Source organism: Serratia sp. CoH_134_PS_4 (assembly GCF_058190535.1).
On the sequence record NZ_JBXWKI010000005.1, the window covers coordinates 1 to 19,954 of the forward strand.

A 19,954-nucleotide genomic window follows, 5' to 3' on the forward strand; every position below is an offset into this window, starting at 1 on the left:
GCTATGTACCCTCGCGTTTTATGGACAACATGCTGAGCGCCGCTAAGCAGTGCAGAAAATAAGGACTGAACAGAATGCCGCTAGTTATTAAGTATTTCGCAATTGCCTTCGGCATCGCGCTTGTTGTCGTCCTGTTTAACGTATTCGGGAACACGGGCGAAATCCGCAGTTTCGGGCAGGGGATGGGGTATCTGTTCTGGATGACGCTCGGTCCCGGTGCCGGTATGACCATCGGCGCGTTCCTGCGCCAGTGGCTGATGCCGGATGCGGTATACACCAGCGAAGGTATGACCGGGCTGCTCAAAGCCCGCTTGTTCTGGCTTGTGGGGCCTCAGTGCATCGGCTGGCTGGCCGGTCTGATAACTGTTGGCAAACAGCTTATGTAACACCCACGGCGGATTCATCAACAGTTGCCCGCCTCTTAGATAATTTAAGGAAACGTTCATGCGTAAACTATCTGCCGTTCTGCTGGTAACAACACTGGCATTCACTGGCGTCGCTCACGCTATCCCCAATATGTGGACCAGCGGCTTCGGCATGGGAGTGACCGAATACATCATCACCAGCCCCGAAAATGTGATGTTTAACCTCAATTGCACAGGCAACCCCGATGAGCAGAACATCCTGCAGCATCACGTCATGCTCACCTTTCCCGATGGTTCCGGGGCAGACTCACATGACGACCATACCGCCATCACGCTGGTAATAAACGATCGACAATTCCCGCTCCCTTCGTCTCTGGGATGGCGTAATGCGGACAATGCCTGGTCGCAGTTTATTACGGCTCTGGGACAGGCTGCACATTTTGATGTGTATGTGAATGACAGGAAAGCCGGCAGTTTTAACCCGGGGATCAGGAATACACAGCAGGAGCTGAAAAATATCAGCGACTGTGAAAATACGGCCGGTTAATTCACGGAAACACTCCCCCCACTCGTTTAATACAGGAATTTAGTTCATGACAGATATCACGATTAATACCCTCAGCCAGCGGCTGAATACCCGTACGCTGCATTTTGTCCTGCTCAGCATGGTCACCTGCGGCGTCTGGCCCCTGCTCTGGCTCTACAAAAAGCAGGATATCATCAGCGAGACCACGGGCTACCCGCTTTACGGCAATCTGTTTATTATCTGGCTCACCGTCTGTTTCGGGCTCAGTCGTCAGTTGGGTGCCATGGCAGCACCTGACCCGTACGGTTACGACTCAACCGGCGATATCCTGCTGGCCATCAGCGGGCTGCTCTCAATAGCCAGTGGTGTGATGTATGTGGTCTGGGCTTTCAAGGCCAGAACCGCGCTGCGTCACTTTGCGCTGAACACGTTTCGCTTTGACCTGAAGATGAACGTCTTTTATACCGTGCTGTTTAACGTCTTCTACATCACGTACTGCATCAATGACATGCAGCAGGCGCTGGCGAAACACCAGATTATTCACAGGAACACCACAACACCGGGTGAACATGCTCCGGCCCAGGCGGCAGAACAGACGAACCAGCCCTGACAACTGCCACAACACAGGTATTACACACCACCAACGCCCTGCTCATCCGAGCGGGGCGTTTTCTTTTATTTCTCAGAAAGGAAATTTCCATGCGCTTAGCCAGCCGTTTTGGCGCTGCCAGCCTCGTGCGCCGCGACCGCCCATTAACCCGCGATGAACTGGCGCACTACGTGCCCAGCGTCTTCAGCGAAGAAAAACATGAATCCCGCAGCGAACGTTACACGTACATCCCGACCATCACCCTGCTGGATAACCTGCAGCGGGAAGGCTTCCAGCCGTTCTTTGCCTGCCAGACACGCGTGCGTGACCTGAATAAACGCGACCACACAAAGCACATGCTGCGCCTCAGGCGTGAAGGCCAGATTACCGGTAAACAGGTCCCCGAAATCATTCTGCTTAACAGTCACGACGGCTCCAGCTCATACCAGATGCTGCCGGGGTTGTTTCGTGCAGTCTGCCAGAACGGACTTGTCTGTGGCGAAACCTTTGGGGAGGTGCGCGTGCCGCATAAGGGTAATGTGGTGGAGAAAGTCATTGAAGGGGCTTATGAGGTACTGGGGATATTTGACCGGGTCGAAGAAAATCGGGATGCGATGCAGTCACTGTTACTCACGCCACCGGCACAGCAGGCTTTTGCAAAAGCCGCGCTGACGTACCGCTTTGGTGAAGATCACCAGCCGGTGACGGCATCCCAGATACTGACGCCCCGCCGCTATGAAGACCGTCAGGACGATCTGTGGTCAGTTTTCAATCGTTGTCAGGAGAACCTGCTGAAAGGGGGTCTGCCGGGACGTACTGCCAAAGGCAAGCGCAGCCATACCCGCGCGGTTAAAAGCATAGACGGAGACGTTAAGCTCAACCGCGCCCTCTGGGTAATGGCGGAAGAACTACAGCAGGCACTGAGCTGATGCCACCGCTACCTGATAACGCCCACCAGGCAACCCTTTATCCGACCGCCCTGGAAAACACTCCCTGCAGCCGCTCCATCTCCGATGACGACCTGTGCGCCTGGTGCTCACACCTTCTTTATCGTCCCGGTGAACTCAGCCTGTGCCGCTTAATCCTCCCGGAGGGCCACTGGCCCTCACGATGCGATGCAGATGGCTATGCACAGTCCTGCCCACAGCTACTCCTGACCACATCACCTGCTGAACTTACCTGCCAGTAACGCATTCCTTCACCATCACGCCTCAAATCACCTTTTCCACACATCAGGCTCCCGTTTACCGGAGTCGCACTTATGACCTTTCAAAAGGAATAACCAATGAATAACGCTACAAATCTGCAAACCCTTTCAGACCTCGAAAATACCAACACTCTCATCGTCACGTTGTTGCCCGATGAACAGCGTATCGGCTTCTGGCCACAGCACTTTGGTTCCATCCCGCAGTGGATGACCCTTGAGCCGCATATCTTCGCCTGGATGGACCTCTTCTGTGCAGACTATTGCGGGGGTATCTGGCAGTTTTACACGCTGAGCAACGGCGGTGCTTTTATAGCCCCGGAGCCCGATGGTGATGACGTTGAAAAATGGACGCTGTTCAACCCGATGAATGGCAACGATGTGGAAATGAGCGCAGAGGCCGCGGGCATAGCAGCCTGCCTGATGGCTTACAGCCACCACGCCATGCGCACCGAATGCGACGCCATGACGGAGCACTATTACCGTCTGCGGGACTACGCGCTCAACCACGCGGAATGCAGCGCCATCATGCACATCATTGACTGAGGATCCCGCTATGGAAACACAGTTACCACTGTTTGCCGCCGAATTACCGGCATCCGCACAACACACCATCCGTGAGGCACTAACCCTGCTGGAGCGTCAGTTACGCGAACCCGGTGCGTCATTTACCTCCAGTAGCTCAGTACGTGACTGGCTGCGCCTGCAGCTTGCCACACTGGAGCGCGAAGAGTTTACCGCGCTCTTCCTCGATAACCAGCACCGGCTGATTGCGCACGAAACTCTCTTCACCGGCACCATCAACCATACGCAGGTCTATCCACGGGAGTTGGTAAAGGCTGCACTGAAATATAACGCTGCTGCCATGCTCGTGGCGCACTGCCATCCTTCAGGGCACGCAGAGCCCAGCGATTCAGACAGACGGATCACAGAACGTCTTAAGCAGACGCTGGAGCTGGTCGATATTCGCCTGCTGGACCACCTGGTGGTTGGCGGGATGGATATAGTGTCTTTTGCCGAACGAGGCTGGCTTTAAGGAGACCGGTGATGAAGATTATCAGCAAACGCCAGGCGATGGCGATATACCGCCAGCATCCGCAGTCCCGGCTGTTCCGCTTCTGCACAGGGAAATACCAGTGGTCCGGCAGCATCTGCCACTATGCCGGACGGGAGGTGCAGGATATCAGCGGTGTGCTCGCCGTATTCGCTGAACGCCGCCAGGACCGCAACGGCCCGTATGTTGTCCTGCGCAGCGTTACCCTGAATTAACACATAGTTAAGGATTACTTAAATGCAAAGCTCAACAAATGTAGCAAACCACGATATTGCCGCCTCCTGGTGGGGACTTAAGCCTGCAGCTATCCCGTGTTTTGGCGCACGACTGGTACAGGAGGGCAACCGGCTGCATTACCTGGCTGATCGCGCCAGCATCACCGGCACCTTCAGCGAATCAGACCTGCGCCATCTGAATCTGGTATTTCCACTGCTGTTGAAACAACTTGAGTTAATGCTCACCAGCGGTGAACTCACTCCCCGACATCAGCACGGCGTCACGCTCTACGCAAAAGGACTGACCTGCGAGGCAGACACCCTCGGCTCCTGCGGGTACGTTTATCTTGCGATTTATGCGACGCCACCTGCGGCACAACCCGGAGGAGAATAGCCATGCAACACGCCTGTAAAATCAGCGAGGTCATTGAACTGCTGAAACAACATCAAAATGACGACTTCGTATTGTGTTCACTCTGGTACGAAGACGATGTACACAATGTGGATGAGTCTGTTACGACAGAAGAGGCCAGAGCGGCATTATGCCATGCAGCCAGCCATCACGACGCAGAACAGGGCATTAACTGGTTCACACTGGAGGCCGCACTTGACGCCATCAGACAGTAAGTGGATTACCTGAAAAACACCGTAATTCACCATCCCCCTTCACCGTAATCCCCCCGACCATCAACATCTTATTTATTTAACAGAGATCAACTTTATGCAAACCTTACCCACCATCCCGACGAGGAAGGTATCGTCACACCCGTCGCCGGTAGAAATCTGGCAGCAACTTCTTACTTATCTGCTGGAAAGGCATTACGGCCTTTCGCTTAACGACACACAGTTTGGTGATGGCAATGTGATCCAGCAGCATATTGACGCCGGGATTTCACTGGCAGATGCACTCAATTTTCTCGTTGAAAAATCTGAACTGGTACGAATTGATCGCCCCGGTTTCTCCATTCAGCATCAGTCTCCGTTCATCAGCGCTATTGACATACTCCGGGCCAGAAAGGCCACCGGCCTGATGCAACGTACCGGCTATAAGGCGGTGACTTGCGCCATCAGTGGGCAGTCATCCAGGGGGCAGCAATGAAGCTGTCCCTGACGGTGGAAGCCGATACCGTTAATGTACTGGCCCTTAATGGGGGCCGGATCGCCGTCGATATCGATGGTATTGAGCTGGCTGCGCTGATTGATGTGGTCAGTGATAACGGGTATTCGCTTCGTGTTGCTGATACCCCAGGGAGGTTGGTTGTTGAAGATCAGCTACCACGTACCGCCCGTCTGAATGGGATCCAGTGCAGTACCGCTCATATCACGTGTGAGGATAACGCTATTCTCGACCAGGTCACTCTTCAACGCCACGACGGCGGCAACAGTGACTGGATACTGTGCACCGGCTACGGTTACCTGCTCAGACTTAATGCTCGCTTATACCCAGTGCTGGAACTAAAGAGATTGGGGCTTTCAAAGGGCTGCCGTCGGTTAGTGACCACACTGATACGACGTTACGGGATCGATATGCTACATCTGGATGCAGCGGGTGACCTGTTGCCGGGTTTTAGCACCTTCAACTGGTAGTCTCTCCTTCCGACATGCTCAGTCTCTGCAACACATCCGCTCAGAATAATCACAGCCCTGTATTCACCACACGCATAAACGCCAGCCCTCACCGACTGGCGTTTTGCTTTATATAAAGGACATAAACTATGTCAGAACTTACTCTCACCGAATCCGAAGTGTTAACCGACAATACCGATGTAATTTGCTCGACCAGCATTGAACGTATCGTCACCGGACGCAACGCGGCGCTGGCTCAAATTGAAACGCTGATACAGCAACTCGACGATATCTCGACACTGACTAGCAACATCGGCGGTGGTAAAGCAAATGAATGGGGAGTACGGCAATACCGTTACGACTGCTGGTTGATGGATAAACCAGAAACAGCGATAAAAGCCATCACCCAAAATATCGATCGCAGCATCTGGAAAGACCTGATGAATAAGTCGGGAATGCTGGCGCTCATGGACGCACAGGCACGCGACGAGTGGTACAACAGCCTGGAAAAGGACGATATTCCCGCTATCAGTGAAGAGAATATTCTCAGCACCTTTGAGCAACTACATCAGAGTAAAGCAGAGGTGTTCGAGCGAGGGATCATTAACGTGTTTAAGGGACTAAGCTGGGATTACAAGAGCAACAGCCCCTGCAAATTCGGGAAGAAGATCATCGTTGATGGTCTGGTACAATATGACCGTTGGGGATTTCACTTCCGTCATGGGCGTAGACGTGAGCAGTTAGCAGATTTAGATCGTATGCTGAATCTGCTGGATGGTAAACCTGTTCCGGAGAATCGCAACGATCTTTCCGTCAGGCTCGATGCTCATATCTCCAAACAGCACGCTTCCGTTTACGAAGACGAGTATGTTGAGATACGTTACTTCCAGAAAGGCACTGGGCACATCATCTTTAAACGCTCTGATTTGATTGATAAGATGAACGAAATAGTTGCCCGCTATTTTCCTGCAACCCTACCACCTCGTACCTGAACCCAAATTCGAGTCACCAGAATCAATGCAAACGGACCGAGGGTACAAATGAGGGCACAAAAATCACCAAACTAAAAATAAACCTTGTATATCAATTAAATAGCAACAAGACTCGATTCCGAGTCCGGCACCATATTTAGAAGAACCCGCCTATGGCGGGTTTTTTGCTTTCTGAGATACGGACTCTTCATCGAACTCCGTTCGATTATTCGGCCCCAAGGCCTCACCCTACGGGCCAGCGCTAAAGCGCTGTTCAACACGGCGCAAGCGCCAGTTGTCCGAGTCCGGGCACCCTATTTAGAAGAATCCGCCTATGGCGGGTTTTTTGCTTTCAGAACCTGCCAAAAATCACGCCTCGCGAATCTTCCATTCACCCCAATTCCACTCAATTCTCCCCACACCAAGTCCCGTGCGAGGGTACATATGGGGCAATAGCCTCATTCGATAAGATTCTATACTCTCAAATCACTCAGGAACCCTGTTATGGCACTGACTGACGCTAAAATCCGGGCAGCTAAACCGCATGAGAAACCTTATAAACTTGCCGACAGCGGCAACATGTTTTTGCTTGTTCACCCTAACGGCCTCCTCTACTGACGATTCCGCTATCGGTTTCTGGGCAAAGAGAAAATGACCTGCCTCCAGTATTAGATACGACGCTCAATTAGTAATGTTGGATCCTCCACTCTCAGAATTCCCCGTTCTCCAGCCCGCCGCTAATTCAGACGGCGTCTGATAATTCCGCGTGGAGTGCGGGCGGCATTAGTTATAATCTTGACGCCATTCACTGATGCTTTTCCTGGCATGACTGACAACACGGAACCCGTTTTCAATCAGATATTCATCGCGAAAGCGCCCGTTGAGACTCTCAATAAATCCGCTCTGTGTCGGCTTTCGGGCTGGATAAGCCGCAGTTCCACGCCACGCTTATAAGCCCACTGGTCAAGTGCTCTGCAGGTAAACTCCAGTCCCTGGTCAGTTCTTATCGTAGCCGGATAGCCGCGAAACAGCGCAATGCTGTCCAGAATACGCGTGACCTGCACGCCTGAAATCCCGCAGATAACGGTTACCATCAGGCACTCTTTAGTGAGGTCATCCACGCAGGTCGGGCACTTGATCCTGCGACCGATGACCAGCACGTTCATGACGAATTCATCGACCAGATCAGATTAGGTGCTGCCGGGCGGAGCAGCGGCAGACATTCTGTTGCCAGCCCTTTACGACGTCGTCTGCGTTTTACACCCAGGCCACTAAGATGAAAAAGCCGGTACACATGCTAGTGATTAACATGAAGCCCTTCGCGGCGGAGCACTCGTCTGCCTGATAGCCATTATCCCTGGCTATCAGGCAAATCAGTGCAGCTTTTGTTGCCCTGCCCCGTCGGAATGGCGCCGGTTAAGGTTGAAGCGGAGCTAGATGCGCCAACACCAGATCTATGCCTTCCCCCGGGCGGCGCAACGGGTTATGCCCCAACCCCTGAGTTTTCACCAGACAGGCGGCAGGCCAGGCTTGAGCCAGGCATTCTGCTTCCACTTCCAGGACGATATCGTCAGCGCTGTCATGGATAATTAACACCGGTTGTTCAATCTGCCGCAATCCTTCATAGGCGTTAAAGCGCTGCCAAACGGCATCCCCAATGCCAAAATAGCGCTCAATGTAACCCCGTAAACGTTGCTGCTGGCGCGCCGGCAAATTGAGGATAGAAGCATACTTGGTCACCAGGCCGCTAAAGTGCGTGGGGGCGCCGACAATCACCAAGGCTTTGGTACGCAGCCCGGCTTTCACCGCGTTGATCGCCGACAGGCCACCGAAGGAATGAGCCACCATCGCGTCAAATCCGCCCTCTTGCTGCTCCAGTCGCTGAATGATTTCGATAAACTCGACAATGCTGCTCTGATTGCCTTCCGCATCCCCGTGTGCAGGCGCGTCAAAGCCGATAACCTGGAAACCCCGTTCCACCAATATCTGGATCAAGCGCGAGAAATGCGATGCCCGCGACTCCCAACCATGCGCCAACAACACCTTCGGCCCCTGTTGCCCCCAGTGGTACACCACCGCCTGCTTATCGTTGCTCAGGGTGATGTACGTAGTGCTACTCGCCATCCCCATCGTCTGTTTATCGCTTTCACGCGTTGGGACGCGGCGTGGGGTGAAAAAACGTTTGCCAAGGTAGGCGGCCGTGGGGCCAGGCACCACAAAATCCATCAACCGAATGCCCATTTTAATGCAGGATACGGCCGGTGAGCGCATATAAGCCGGCCCACGATACTGCCGGTAGGCTTGTTCTATAAGTTGGTCAAAATGTTCACTCATTGTACTCTCCAGAATCGTGGGTGACGTTAGACTTGCGCGGGCGCATCTTGCGCCTCCTGAAGCTTTTCGAGCTGCCGAATAAGGGCCCTTTCCGCATCCGTGGCGATATGCCGATCCCAATACGCCAGTTTTGCTCCCATGCGTTTAAACCACAGGGGTGGTACCAACGCATACAGGATATGCGCCACGTAACCATGATCGATCCCCACCGCATAACTGTGCGCTTGCAGCCGCCAGAACTCCCGACGTGGATTTGTATGGTGATCCGAGTGGCGCGTCAGATTCAACAGGCCGGCAGAAGATGCCTGGTTGTTGCAATCCCAGCTGTGGCGTGGTTCAACGCGGGTATTGGGCACCCGGATTAAACCGTAATGCTGGATATAGTTGACGGTTTCAAACAGGAACTTGGAGACCAGCATGGCCACCAGGCAAGCGAGTAATCCACGCCCCCCTGCCGCTGCATAACAGGCGGCCAGGACAGCCAGGCTCATGATAACGCCGCGAATCACTCTATTGCTCAGCGTAATACTCGGCTTGCCCTGGCCTTTTAGCCGTTGCTGTTCCACCTGCCACGACTCACGGTACTGCGACAGCGACGAGCGGATAAAGAAACGGTAAACATGCTCGCCACGGCGTGCCGTCGCCCCATCGGCGTACGTCGCCACATTTGGGTGATGCGAGTACACGTGGGAGATAGAAAACTGCGCGTCCGCGACCAATGCCAGTAACCAACGCCCGACGGTCATCGCCAACCAGCTCTGGGTTTTGTGGATAAGCTCATGAGCCACCACCGTGTTGGTACTCAGCGTATAGCCGGTGGATACGGCAGCCAGCAGCAATTCTGGCATTCGCATACCGTGCAAGGCCGGTACATCCCACCCCGTCGCCGCCGAGATCCCGGCCCCAAACCCCAGCACATCGCCCGGCGCCGCCTGCCAGATCAACGTAAACAACGCCAGCAGGGCAGCGGGAAGTTGCAGATAGGGGATCAGCGCCAGAAGAGCGGTGAAACGATAGCGGTGATCGGCAGTATCTACCGGGGTCACATTATCAAAGATCAAATAACTCAAGGATACGCACAGTATGGCGGCCAATATCCACCCGCCGCCGAGCAAGTTGGCCGCCGCCGTCAGGGGTAAAAACACCAGTGGCACCAAGGCGAATCTTAGGTAACTCAACATACTAACTCCTTATTATTCGAGATTTTTTCCTCGGCGCCGGCGGGAGAAAAACAGTCTGTTTGAATATGTCGCGCCATCACCCCGCTCGCAAGCAGCCCCTGTTGGCACGCCTGCGCCAGCCCTGAGTTACCGCAGATCACCGCCCGCCAGTCGCGAGCCTCCAGCCCGTATTTTTGGTACGGATAGAGGCTGCGCCACTCCTCCAGCCAGGATGTAAAGCGTCCCACAAGTTCGTGCTGTTTTCCGTCATTCTCCTGCGACAACGCATGGAAGTAATGGAAGCCTTCATGCTGTTGTTGCAACCGCTGCAGTTCGGCAACGTCAAACTTGTCCTGCCGCTTGCGAATGGCATGTACCAGCATCACCGCCCGATAGGGATTACGCGCCAGAGCCGCACGAACCAGCCCCAACGTAGTCCCTAAACCTGAGCCGCTGGCTATGGCCAGTAATGGCCCTTTCCCGTCATCGGCTTGCCCAAACCGTCCGCTACAGCCAGACACCCACAGGGTGCGCCCGACGCTGCCCCGATCGCATAAAAGGGGAGAAACGCGCCCCTGCTTTCTCAGCGTGACATCCACGACAATCTCCCGCGCGTTACTGGGCCAACTCACCGAGTAACTGCGGACATCGGTGCCAGGCTGGTGGCACAGCTGCAAAAATTGCCCAGGCAGGAAAGGCATAGCCTGCTCGGGCGACAGGGTGATCCGCCACACCCGGCTTGAGAGAGGAGTGGCCTGTTTTATCTGAGCCGGTGCCCAGTTTGTCGCTACCGCAGCCGACATCAGGGTTAAATCAGACTGGGGCAGGCACTGGCAGGCCAACACATGGCCGGCCGCAATTTCTTCGGCACTGAGCAAATAGCCGAGATCCACCAGCGAACGCACTTCACCACTGACCACCCGGCACAGGCAGGATTTGCAAGACCCCACCTGGCAGTTATAAGACAACGCCACGCCGGCTTTCAGCGCGCTTTCCAGCACCGTTTCCCCCGCAGCCAAGGTGAAGGCTTTCCCCTCCAGCACCCCCCGAAAGGTGCTGCGGCGCGAGAACCATCTCTTCAACATGTTATTGCTCTCCGCACGTCAGCAGGCCATCGTCAAATACGCTGCCCATCAGGATCCGCCCGCCGAGCGGTGCCGCCACGCTGATCGCCGCCAGCGCCTGGCCATGGCTCTGGTAATAAATCTGCGAACGCTCAACCGCACCCTGTGTGCCCAGCGACAGTTGCCAAACCAGCGACGGCGAACGCGCTTGCGCATCCTTTTGAAATGCGGCCAGCTTTAACAGTTGCGGATGCGCGGCCACCAGCAGCCCATCCCCGTCAGGCATGATATTGTCGACGCCGTGCAACCCGGTGAACCGCCCCAGCAAGACGGGTGACGCCTCGCCCGGCCGCCATGCCCAACTGCTCACGGTGCCGTTGGTGGTTTCCGCCACGTACAGCCGCCCTCGTTGCGGGTTGTAGTAAATGCCGTTGGCAAAATGCAACCCATCAAGCAGCGTATGCTCCCCCGCGTCGTCTACCAGCAAGACCAGCGAGAGTGGCAGCCGCAGATAGTCTTCAACGCGCCCCAACATGCCGGAAAAGGCGTGATCGCGCGTCAACAGCCAACGGGATTTATCAATGACGCTGATATCATTGATATTCTTGCCGACGCTGCGCGACAGCTCAGGCTGATAAACCAACCGCATCGCCGCCCGCTCAAAACGGAACGTCTCAATGCGATCCCCACGAGAGCCGTGGCTCACTGCGTAAACCCACGTCTCTGCGCCCTTTTGCCACACATCGATACCATGCGGGTAAAACTCGGGCGGATAGTCGCCGGGTAAACGCAGGGGCGCTTGCCCCTGTTGGAAGTAATAGAGCGCCCCCGGTGCGTTATCGTGGCGATTCAGGCTGCTGATCAGTGCGCCCCCGTCCTTCAGCGGCGCAATATCCTCCGCTCCGCTGATCCCCGGTATTTTTTGGCATTGTTGCAGGTTAATATCCTGAACGCGGTAGAACACGCCGGCGTCAAACAGCAGATTGATTACATACGCCAGCACAGCGACAGCCAGTGCTATACCCATCAACTTTTTCATCATGCTTCCACGGCAACCGGTGAATAAAACTGCTGGTTTACGGCGCTCACACCTTGCTCCGCCAGAATCGCGATCGCAGCCAGATACTGCTCCAGCAGCGCTGAAGCGGTTTGCCCGGTGAAATAACGCGCCTGATAATCCAGCTCAATCGACAGCTCATCGGCCATTTCCACCACATTGATCATCAAGGGGAACTCGACAGCATTGACCGGCAGCATCGACAGGCTGGCCTGCCACTGGCGCATTTCCGCCAATGGAACGGACGGCTCAACATTGAACGTGGCAAGCAGAGGCAGCGGCGCTTGCTCACCATGGAAACAGCGTGACGGCAGTGCCGGCGCATCGCGCTGCGCCAAAATGGCCTGATGTACCTTGGCCACAAACTCAGGCAGCGAAGCGCTCGCGGCGCTGTTGAAACACAACGGCATCAGGCTGACGCATTGGCCGACCAACCCTTCGCTGTTCTCGAAGTCACGCCCGGCATTCGGCACAGCGACAGGCAACAGCGAGTGGCCGATAAACTTCTCGAGCGTCAGTACAAACAGGGCGTTCAACATCACAAAGCGGGTCGTGCGCAGTTCGGCGACCACATTACGCAGTTGGGTCGACAAGTTCGGGTAAGCCAGCCCTTGCTTCAAACGCTGGCCTTGATACGGCGCGGCCTGCAGGACAACCGGCAGCGCACTGGCGGGATCGAAACGACGCTCGGGGATAGCGGCCAGCCGTTGAGCTACGTCAGCCTCATTGGCCATCTTTTCCGCACGCATAAAGTGCACATAACTCGGTGCCGCCGACAGCGCTGGGCGCTGCCCTGCAACCAGCGCATCGTAGAGATGCAGCAGTTCGCGCAGCATCACCATGAATGACCAACCATCCGCCACCGAATGATGCGCCGCCAACGCCAGGGCCGTTTGGCCGGGTTGGCTCAGCAACAAGAGGCGTGCCAACGGCGCCGCCGTCAAGACGAAGGGTTTGGCGGCAAACTCGGCCAAGCGGGCAGCAGGGTCCATGGACTCACTGCGTTCCTCAATAAAATCAACGTTGACAACGCCCGACGCCACCCGCAACTCCCCCGCCCCATTGAACTGCATGCGTAAGGACTCATGACGTTCGCTCAGCAGCGCCCACGCCTCGGCCAAGGTTGCCCCGTCAATCTCACGCGCCGTTTCAATCACGCAGCCGATGTTGCCCGCGCACAGCCCGCTTTCGTCTTTGGCGGCCAGCAGCATAAAACGTTGCTGGCTGTCGGCGGCCGGGTAAGACGTATCGGGGGACAAACCGGCTTCACCGAAGAAACCATCGACGTGCATGGCATTAACGCTCTCTTTTACCGCCGCGATAAAAAGCGCTATATCTTGCGAAGAGTGCGCGGTGGACACGAAGCAGTTGCGGCCCTCCCAAATGAAGATGCCGCGCAGCATGAGGTGATGGAACAAAATGTCGTAGTTGCCGCTGAATTTGAAACGGAACAAACTGCCCGCCGAGACGATCTCGATCGGCGTACCCGTCGTGACAAACCAGGTGTTGAGCGTCTGCGCAAGGTAATGCGTCTTTTGGTTGATGTCGTCATAGAGACCGGGGTGGCTCTTGATATAGTCGAGTACCGCTTTACTGGCCGCCATGGTCAGAGGGTGTTTGGAGAAGGTCCCGGCAAAGAAAATCAGTTCGGACTGCGGCCAGGATTCATCGCCGTATTGCCAGAAACCGCCGTCAATACTGTCCATAAAGCGCGCCGACCCCGCAATGGCGCCAATCGGCATGCCGCCGCCGACAATCTTGCCGTAGGTGGCAATATCGGCCTGGACACCGTAATACGCCTGCGCGCCGCCGGCTGCCAGGCGGAAACCGGTAATCACTTCATCGAACATCAAGGCGATATTGCGCTCGGCCGTCAACTTACGCAGCGCATGCAAATAGTCGCGCGGCTGATGATCGGGATAGCGGCTTTGAATCGGCTCCACAATGACCGCGGCCAGTTGATCGGCATACTGGGCAATCAAAGCCAGGCTCTCTTCGCTGCCGTAGTCGAGCACCAGCAGATCCTCAACCAGGGACGCCGTCGTCCCTGCGGCAATCGGCACTGCCCGCTCCGGGGTTTCGCCCCCCTGCTGACGCCCCAGGATGCCATCAAAAACGCCGTGATAAGAGCCGCTGAACAGCGCCACTTTGTTCTTGCCCGTTACGGCACGCGCCAGGCGCACCGCGCTCATGACGGCTTCCGAACCTGAGTTACAGAACGCCACGCGCTGCTGGCCCGTCAGCTCTGCAATCAATGTGGCAACCTCACCGGCCAGAGCGCTCTGCGGCCCGATTTGCATGCCTTGCGCCAGCTGTGCGGCAACGGCCTGTTGCACGCACTCCGGTGCATGGCCCAACAGGTTGGCGCCAAACCCCATGGTGAAATCAATGTACTCGTTACCGTCGGCATCCCAAATACGGGAGCCTTGTGAACGCACGCCCACCAAGGGATACAGCATTTCCTTCGTGGATAAACGGAAACCTGCCGATGCCCGGTTATCTGCCAGCACGGCGCGGTACTGCTGCGCATTGTGCTTGGAGCTCGGAGTTTTGCTGACAAACTGCTGCGTCAATTGCTGTATGTGTTTGTCGCGCTCGGCCCCTAATGACGTCTTCCTGGTTTCCTTTTTAAACCAGCTGGTGTGCGCGCCGGCTTTCGCCGGTGCAGCGGTAGCCGGCGCGTTACTCGCGACTGCCGGTGCAGGAAGTGCGGCTATCGGCGCGCTTGCCGGTACCGAAGGCAGCGCGGGTGCGGAAAGCGGTTGAGCATGGCCGTCGCTTAACAGGCGCAGCTGTTGCGACATGACCTCTAATTGCCGCGCAATCACTCCTTGCAACTCGGCCGGGGCCGTTGCCGACATGGCTCCGTGTTCGATAAGAGGAAGCTGCATGGGCGCCGCCGAAGCTTCGGCTTGCGGCACGACCGCCACAACCCGGCTTTCACTGGCCACCGCGACAGGTTCCGCCACTTGCGCACGCTCCACGACGTAATGGATCACCGCATCCAGCGTATTCAACTCTTCAAACAGCGATCTCAGCGGGATCGCAACGCCATAGCGATCCTTGATGGTATTGATCGCATCCAGCAAGACCAGCGAGTCGGCCCCCATTTCCAGGAAGGGCAGATCATCCTCCAGAGCGTCGGGCGATGCCCCCAAATACCCGGCAATGATCGCTTTGATTTCGGCGTGTAATTGATGTTGTTTTGACATAGCGTCCTCATGTGAAGATGGTGGCAGCGTTGGCGTTTTATCGGCCAGCCAATAAGTTTTCCGACAGAATTGAATGGCCGGCAGCGTCAAGGCTTCACGGCTTGTTGCGCGATACAGCCTGGACCAGTCAATGTCATGCCCTTGCTGCCACAACGAACCCAGCAGCGTCAGCAGTGATTGGTATTCATGGCGATGATCCGCGGCCGCCAAAACCTGTTGGCTGCGATCGGTGGCGGCGACAAACTTGCCCAGCGAACTGTCGGCGCTCAAATCCACAAAGGTATATTTCCCTTCCTCCCGCAGCGCCTGTATGCCTTGCAGGAAATGAACGGGTTGCCGGATTTGTTGGCTCCAGTAGTCGGCATCGGTGTGCCGGCGCGGCAGAGCGTCCAGATTGCTGTAGAAAGGGATATTCCCTTCAGCAAAATCAATATGCTGCGTCAACCAAAGGCGATACGCCGGCAAGATGGGATCCATCAGGTGAGAATGAAAGGCGTTGGTGGTTTTAATCCGGCGGGCATGACCGCCTTGCGCTGAAACCGCCTGCAGGCAAGCATCAATCGCCGGCGAACTGCCGGTGATGGTGGTCAGCGTCGGCGTATTGAACGCGGCAATATCGATATCGTCGGCCCAGGGGGCGATACCGCGGCGAACCTCGTTTTCGCCGCTGAACACCACCGCCATCGCGCCCTGCTGCTCCAGGCTGCCCATCAGGAGTGCGCGCTGATGAACCATCGCCAACCCCTGATCCAGCGAAATCTGGCCGGCGACAACCGCAGCGCAATACTCGCCCAGGCTATGGCCAATCACCGCCGCCGGGCGTAGCCCGAACTGCAACAAACTGTCCGCCGTGGCATAACTGCTGGCAAACAGGGCCAACTGGCAGGTTTTGGCGCAATGCTGCCAACTGTCGTCCTGCGCATGCAGCGCTTGCCGAATATCAATTTGATAGCGTTCCTGAACCACCTCAGCCAGGCTATCGAAGCACGTGCGGTAGTGTGGCAGGTGCTGGTATAAGGCCGCCCCCATACCGATTTGCTGCGTTCCCTGCCCAGGGAAGAGCCAGACCAGCGGACGCGGTTTCTCCGCTTTATTCGCGGTGAGTTGCGCCAGATTTTCTGCCAATTGACGGCGGTTATCGCCATAGGCAAACCCACGATAGCGCGGGTGGTCATAACGGGTATTGACCAGGCGACACCATGCCGGAACGTCAACGTCGTGTTGCATTTGCAAGGTGTCATAAATACCGTCACGCTGCGCGTTGAAACCTTGTTCTTCGTGCGAGGCCACCAGCAGCAACGCCAGCGGCTGGGCCGCCTCATCGCGCTTCGCGGCCTGCGGACAATCACGCAGTATCACGTGGCTGTTCGTCCCGCCGAAGCCAAAACTGCTGACGCCGGCATAACGTTGGCCCGCCGCAGATTCCCAGGCGCAAGAGTGGCTGCCCGCGACCGCCACCCGGCGGCTAATGGCGGCGATATGCGGATTTTTCTGTTGAAAATTCAAATGAGGCACGCGCTGTTGGCCATGCAGCATCAACGCGGTTTTCACCACCCCAAGCACGCCGGCTGCGGCTTCCAGATGACCGATATTGGTCTTGATCGATCCCACCTGAACCGGTGCCGGTTGGCTACGCTCGGCAAACACCGCTTCCAGCGCCTGATACTCAATCAGGTCACCCAGCGCCGTCCCGGTGCCATGCGCTTCCACATAGTCGATGTGATTGCTGTCGATGCCCGCTTCGGCCAGCGCCCGCGCAATCACCGCCTGTTGCGATGGCCCGTTAGGCGCCGTGATGCCGTTGCTGCGGCCATCCTGATTGATGGCGCTGGCAACCAGGGTGGCATAAACCCGATCGCCATCGGCCAATGCCTGCGCCAGGGGTTTCAACACAACGATGGCGCACCCCTCGCCGCGCACATAGCCATCGGCGCGCGCGTCAAAGGTTTTGCACTGGCCGTCCGGCGCCAGCATCTGCGCTTCGGTGAAGACCTTTTGCAAATGCGGCGTCAACGCCAGATTCACGCCGCCGGCAATCGCCAGCGAACTGCGCCCTGAGCGCAGGCTTTGCATGGCCCCGTCGATGGCCACCAGCGAAGATGAGCAGGCCGTATCAATAGCGACGCTTGGCCCTTTAAAATCATAAAGATAAGATATTCGGTTAGCGGCAATACTGTGCGCGTTGCCCAACCCGCTATACGCGGAAACCCGGTCGCCCGAGATCAGGGCATAATCACTGGCGCTGATGCCGATAAACACCGCGGTGTCGCTGCCCCGCAGCGCCGAAGCCTGTAACCCCGCATCGGTCAGCGCCTGTTGCACGGTTTCCAACAGCAGGCGATGTTGCGGATCGATATACTCCGCCTCGCGCGGCGAAATACCAAAGTAACCGGCGTCAAAATCGCTCACGCGGTCAAAGAAACTGCCCTTGCGGTTAAAACCGCTGAGTGCAGATCCGGCCCAACGGTGAGCGGGGATGTCACCCGTGGTACTTTGCCCCTGTTGCAACATCGCCCACAACGCCTGCACGCCACTGTGGCCCGGCAGTTCAACCCCGATGCCAATCACGGCGACATCCTGGCTGGCCACGGCCGTCCTAGCGGCTTCTGGTCGCACAACGGGTTGCAACAGACCCGCAGCCAGCTTATTGATCGTCGGATAATCGTAAATCAGCGCCGGCGACAGCTCACGCCCCAAATGTTGCTCTAACTCGCCGATCACGCCAACGACCTGTAACGAGTTCAGGCCAAAGACGGTAAAAGCCTCATCCCACTGTTCTTCACCGACAGCGCCATTGACCGCAGTACCGATGATACTGGCTATAAGTGCGGCCAGGGCAGGCACGCTGTATGAGGCAGCATCGGCAACCTGGACCCTTTGCGATTGCTCGGCCCGGCTACGCCATTGCACCGCCAGTTCATTTTGCCGGTACATTTCTCTGGCGCGGGTACGTTGCAATTTGCCACTGGTAGTGCGTGGAATGGCCCGGCGGCCGACCCATACCCATTCCCCCAGGGTTATGCCGTGTCGCTCGGCAACCACGGCATTCAAACACCGGTTCAACGCTGCGGTATCCAGGGTCTCTTTGAGACGTTCCGGGATCTCCAGCAAGGCCACAGCCTGTTCAGTTTGAGCAATCTCGGCGGCGAAGACACAAACGGTTGCGTCTGCCAGCAAAATATCTGCTCCTCTGATCGTTTCCTCAATGTCCGTCGGGTAATGGTTTTGCCCATTGACGATCAGAAGTTCTTTCACACGCCCGGTGACGTACAGTGCCCCCGCTTGCAGGAAACCCAAATCGCCGCTGCGTAACCAATGCGCCGAATCAGGCTCGATCCGCGCTTGGAAGGTGGTCTCCGTCGCCGCCGGGTTATTCCAATAGCCGGCCGCAATGCTGGGCCCGCGTAACAAAATCTCACCGGTTTGCCCGGCGGCAAGCGGTTGTAGAGTATCAGGATCGACAATGCGGACATCGGTGCCGGGCAACGCCTCGCCACAGTTGACGACATCCCCCGATTTTTCCTCGGCGACCGCCATCCCCTGGCCTTTCTCCCTACCGGTAACAATCAGCGTGGTTTCCGCCATGCCATAGCAGGGTAAAAACGCCTGCGCCCGGAAACCGGCCGAAGCAAAGTGTTCACTGAACTGACGCAACGTGGCTGGCCGGATAGGCTCCGCACCGCAAAAGGCCACATCCCAGTGGGAAAGATCTAGGCCTTCGGCCTGCTGCGGGCTAATTTTGCGCACGCAGAGGTCGTAGGCGAAATTAGGGCCGCCCGACGTCGTCGCACGGAACTCCGACACCTGTTTTAGCCAATTAAGCGGTTTTTTCATCAGCATCATCGGCGACATCACCCGGCAGGGGAATGCCCCGAATACCGGCTGAAGCAAGCCGCCGATAAGCCCCATATCATGGAAATGCGGCAGCCATATCATGCCGCGGCTTTCATTGTGGTGACCGAAGTAGCGATGAATGGCTTGAGAGTTGGCCCACAGGTTGCCATGAGTGACCATGACCCCCTTTGGCGTACCGGTTGAACCCGAGGTATATTGCAAAAAAGCCACATCGTCGCCGCTCACCGGTGCAGGGTTGAACGTCCCTGAAAAATGGCTATCTAGTTGTTGAAGGCGATACCCCGCCGGTAATACCACGGCGGGCAGTTGATCAAAGGTAAAAATTAGTGGCGCTAGCGGTAAACTGAGTGATATTAAGGTTTCAGCGCCTTTCCCTGTGGTGACAATAAATTCCGTTTGTGCATTGCGTAAAACCCCAATAAAACGCTCCCACGCGCTTCCTGAGGCCTTGGCCGGCATAGGGACAGGCACGGCAATCATGCCGGCATAAAGACACCCGAAAAAAGCGCCAATAAAATCTTCACCGTCAGGATAAAGTAAAATAACCCTGCCACCCCGATGAGCGTATTGCTGTAGTGCGCTGGCAAGAGATGCAGCGCGCTGATGTAATTGTCTGTAACTCTGATTCTTTATTTCTTTGGCACTTCGCAAAAATTCAAATGCCGTCTTGTCGGTATGTTGAACAGCAAGTTCTGGCAATAGTTGGTTGAAGGAATTAAATCCCCTGTTAAACAACTGATGAGACGGCATAATGATTAGCTCTTTGTTCTCAATATAAAATA

At 56.2% G+C, this 19,954-nt stretch carries 17 protein-coding genes and 2 pseudogenes; 13 read left to right on the forward strand and 6 right to left on the reverse strand.

The annotated features are described in order from the left end of the window. Positions 1-74 precede the first annotated feature (74 nt). The 13 genes and pseudogenes from AC2FCQ_RS09780 to AC2FCQ_RS09840 form a co-directional block, all read left to right on the forward strand. The gene (locus AC2FCQ_RS09780) at positions 75-386 is read left to right on the forward strand and encodes a hypothetical protein (RefSeq protein WP_490307941.1); all 312 of its coding nucleotides are present in this window, start codon (positions 75-77) and stop codon (positions 384-386) included. 58 nt (positions 387-444) lie between these two features. Further along, entirely contained in the window at positions 445-912 is a 468-nt protein-coding gene (locus tag AC2FCQ_RS09785; RefSeq protein WP_004856835.1) for a YfjT/YkfB family phage-associated protein, read from the forward strand. A 46-nt stretch (positions 913-958) separates the two neighbouring features. Continuing rightward, complete coding sequence (locus tag AC2FCQ_RS09790; RefSeq protein ID WP_004856832.1) at positions 959-1,501, forward strand: DUF4234 domain-containing protein; 543 nt, start codon at positions 959-961, stop codon at positions 1,499-1,501. Between the two features lie 89 nt (positions 1,502-1,590). Next, the gene (locus AC2FCQ_RS09795) at positions 1,591-2,409 is read left to right on the forward strand and encodes a DUF932 domain-containing protein (protein ID WP_004856830.1); all 819 of its coding nucleotides are present in this window, start codon (positions 1,591-1,593) and stop codon (positions 2,407-2,409) included. 356 nt (positions 2,410-2,765) lie between these two features. Then, positions 2,766-3,230, forward strand: coding sequence for an antirestriction protein (locus tag AC2FCQ_RS09800; protein ID WP_004856826.1), 465 nt, complete (start codon positions 2,766-2,768; stop codon positions 3,228-3,230). A 10-nt stretch (positions 3,231-3,240) separates the two neighbouring features. Then, on the forward strand, positions 3,241-3,720 hold the full coding sequence (gene radC / locus AC2FCQ_RS09805; protein ID WP_004856825.1) for a RadC family protein: 480 nt from the start codon (positions 3,241-3,243) through the stop codon (positions 3,718-3,720). Positions 3,721-3,731: 11 nt separating this feature from the next. Beyond that, positions 3,732-3,953, forward strand: a complete 222-nt coding sequence (locus AC2FCQ_RS09810) for a DUF987 domain-containing protein (RefSeq protein WP_004856822.1) — start codon at positions 3,732-3,734, stop codon at positions 3,951-3,953. Between the two features lie 22 nt (positions 3,954-3,975). After that, complete coding sequence (locus AC2FCQ_RS09815; RefSeq protein ID WP_004856821.1) at positions 3,976-4,347, forward strand: type IV toxin-antitoxin system YeeU family antitoxin; 372 nt, start codon at positions 3,976-3,978, stop codon at positions 4,345-4,347. A gap of 2 nt (positions 4,348-4,349) precedes the next feature. Continuing rightward, complete coding sequence (locus tag AC2FCQ_RS09820; RefSeq protein WP_004856818.1) at positions 4,350-4,580, forward strand: hypothetical protein; 231 nt, start codon at positions 4,350-4,352, stop codon at positions 4,578-4,580. A gap of 94 nt (positions 4,581-4,674) precedes the next feature. Further along, complete coding sequence (locus AC2FCQ_RS09825) at positions 4,675-5,052, forward strand: TA system toxin CbtA family protein (protein ID WP_004856815.1); 378 nt, start codon at positions 4,675-4,677, stop codon at positions 5,050-5,052. Continuing rightward, positions 5,049-5,540 (forward strand): DUF5983 family protein, encoded by a 492-nt coding sequence (locus tag AC2FCQ_RS09830; protein WP_004856810.1) that lies wholly within the window; start codon positions 5,049-5,051, stop codon positions 5,538-5,540. Before AC2FCQ_RS09825 ends, AC2FCQ_RS09830 begins: the two co-directional genes overlap by 4 nt. Positions 5,541-5,668: 128 nt before the next feature. Beyond that, on the forward strand, positions 5,669-6,511 hold the full coding sequence (locus AC2FCQ_RS09835) for a DUF4942 domain-containing protein (RefSeq protein WP_004856809.1): 843 nt from the start codon (positions 5,669-5,671) through the stop codon (positions 6,509-6,511). 483 nt (positions 6,512-6,994) lie between these two features. Further along, positions 6,995-7,105: pseudogene (locus AC2FCQ_RS09840) on the forward strand (Arm DNA-binding domain-containing protein); the annotation flags it as partial. Positions 7,106-7,171: 66 nt separating this feature from the next. Here the strand turns inward: AC2FCQ_RS09840 and AC2FCQ_RS09845 are convergent. The 6 genes and pseudogenes from AC2FCQ_RS09845 to AC2FCQ_RS09870 all read right to left on the reverse strand — a co-directional run. Continuing rightward, positions 7,172-7,826 (reverse strand): annotated as a pseudogene (locus AC2FCQ_RS09845) (integrase core domain-containing protein); the annotation flags it as partial. Between the two features lie 80 nt (positions 7,827-7,906). After that, positions 7,907-8,824 carry an alpha/beta fold hydrolase gene (locus tag AC2FCQ_RS09850; RefSeq protein ID WP_490307940.1) on the reverse strand — a complete coding sequence of 306 codons (918 nt, stop codon included), beginning with the start codon at positions 8,822-8,824 and terminating at the stop codon, positions 7,907-7,909. A gap of 26 nt (positions 8,825-8,850) precedes the next feature. Further along, complete coding sequence (locus AC2FCQ_RS09855) at positions 8,851-10,005, reverse strand: alkane 1-monooxygenase (protein WP_490307939.1); 1,155 nt, start codon at positions 10,003-10,005, stop codon at positions 8,851-8,853. Next, complete coding sequence (locus tag AC2FCQ_RS09860; protein ID WP_490307938.1) at positions 9,999-11,069, reverse strand: 2Fe-2S iron-sulfur cluster-binding protein; 1,071 nt, start codon at positions 11,067-11,069, stop codon at positions 9,999-10,001. Before AC2FCQ_RS09860 ends, AC2FCQ_RS09855 begins: the two co-directional genes overlap by 7 nt. A 1-nt stretch (position 11,070) precedes the next feature. Continuing rightward, positions 11,071-12,087 carry an arylesterase gene (locus tag AC2FCQ_RS09865; protein ID WP_209637462.1) on the reverse strand — a complete coding sequence of 339 codons (1,017 nt, stop codon included), beginning with the start codon at positions 12,085-12,087 and terminating at the stop codon, positions 11,071-11,073. Then, entirely contained in the window at positions 12,087-19,922 is a 7,836-nt protein-coding gene (locus AC2FCQ_RS09870) for an aminotransferase class III-fold pyridoxal phosphate-dependent enzyme (protein WP_490307937.1), read from the reverse strand. The genes AC2FCQ_RS09865 and AC2FCQ_RS09870 overlap by 1 nt, the downstream gene beginning before the upstream one ends. Between the last annotated feature and the right edge of the window lie 32 nt (positions 19,923-19,954).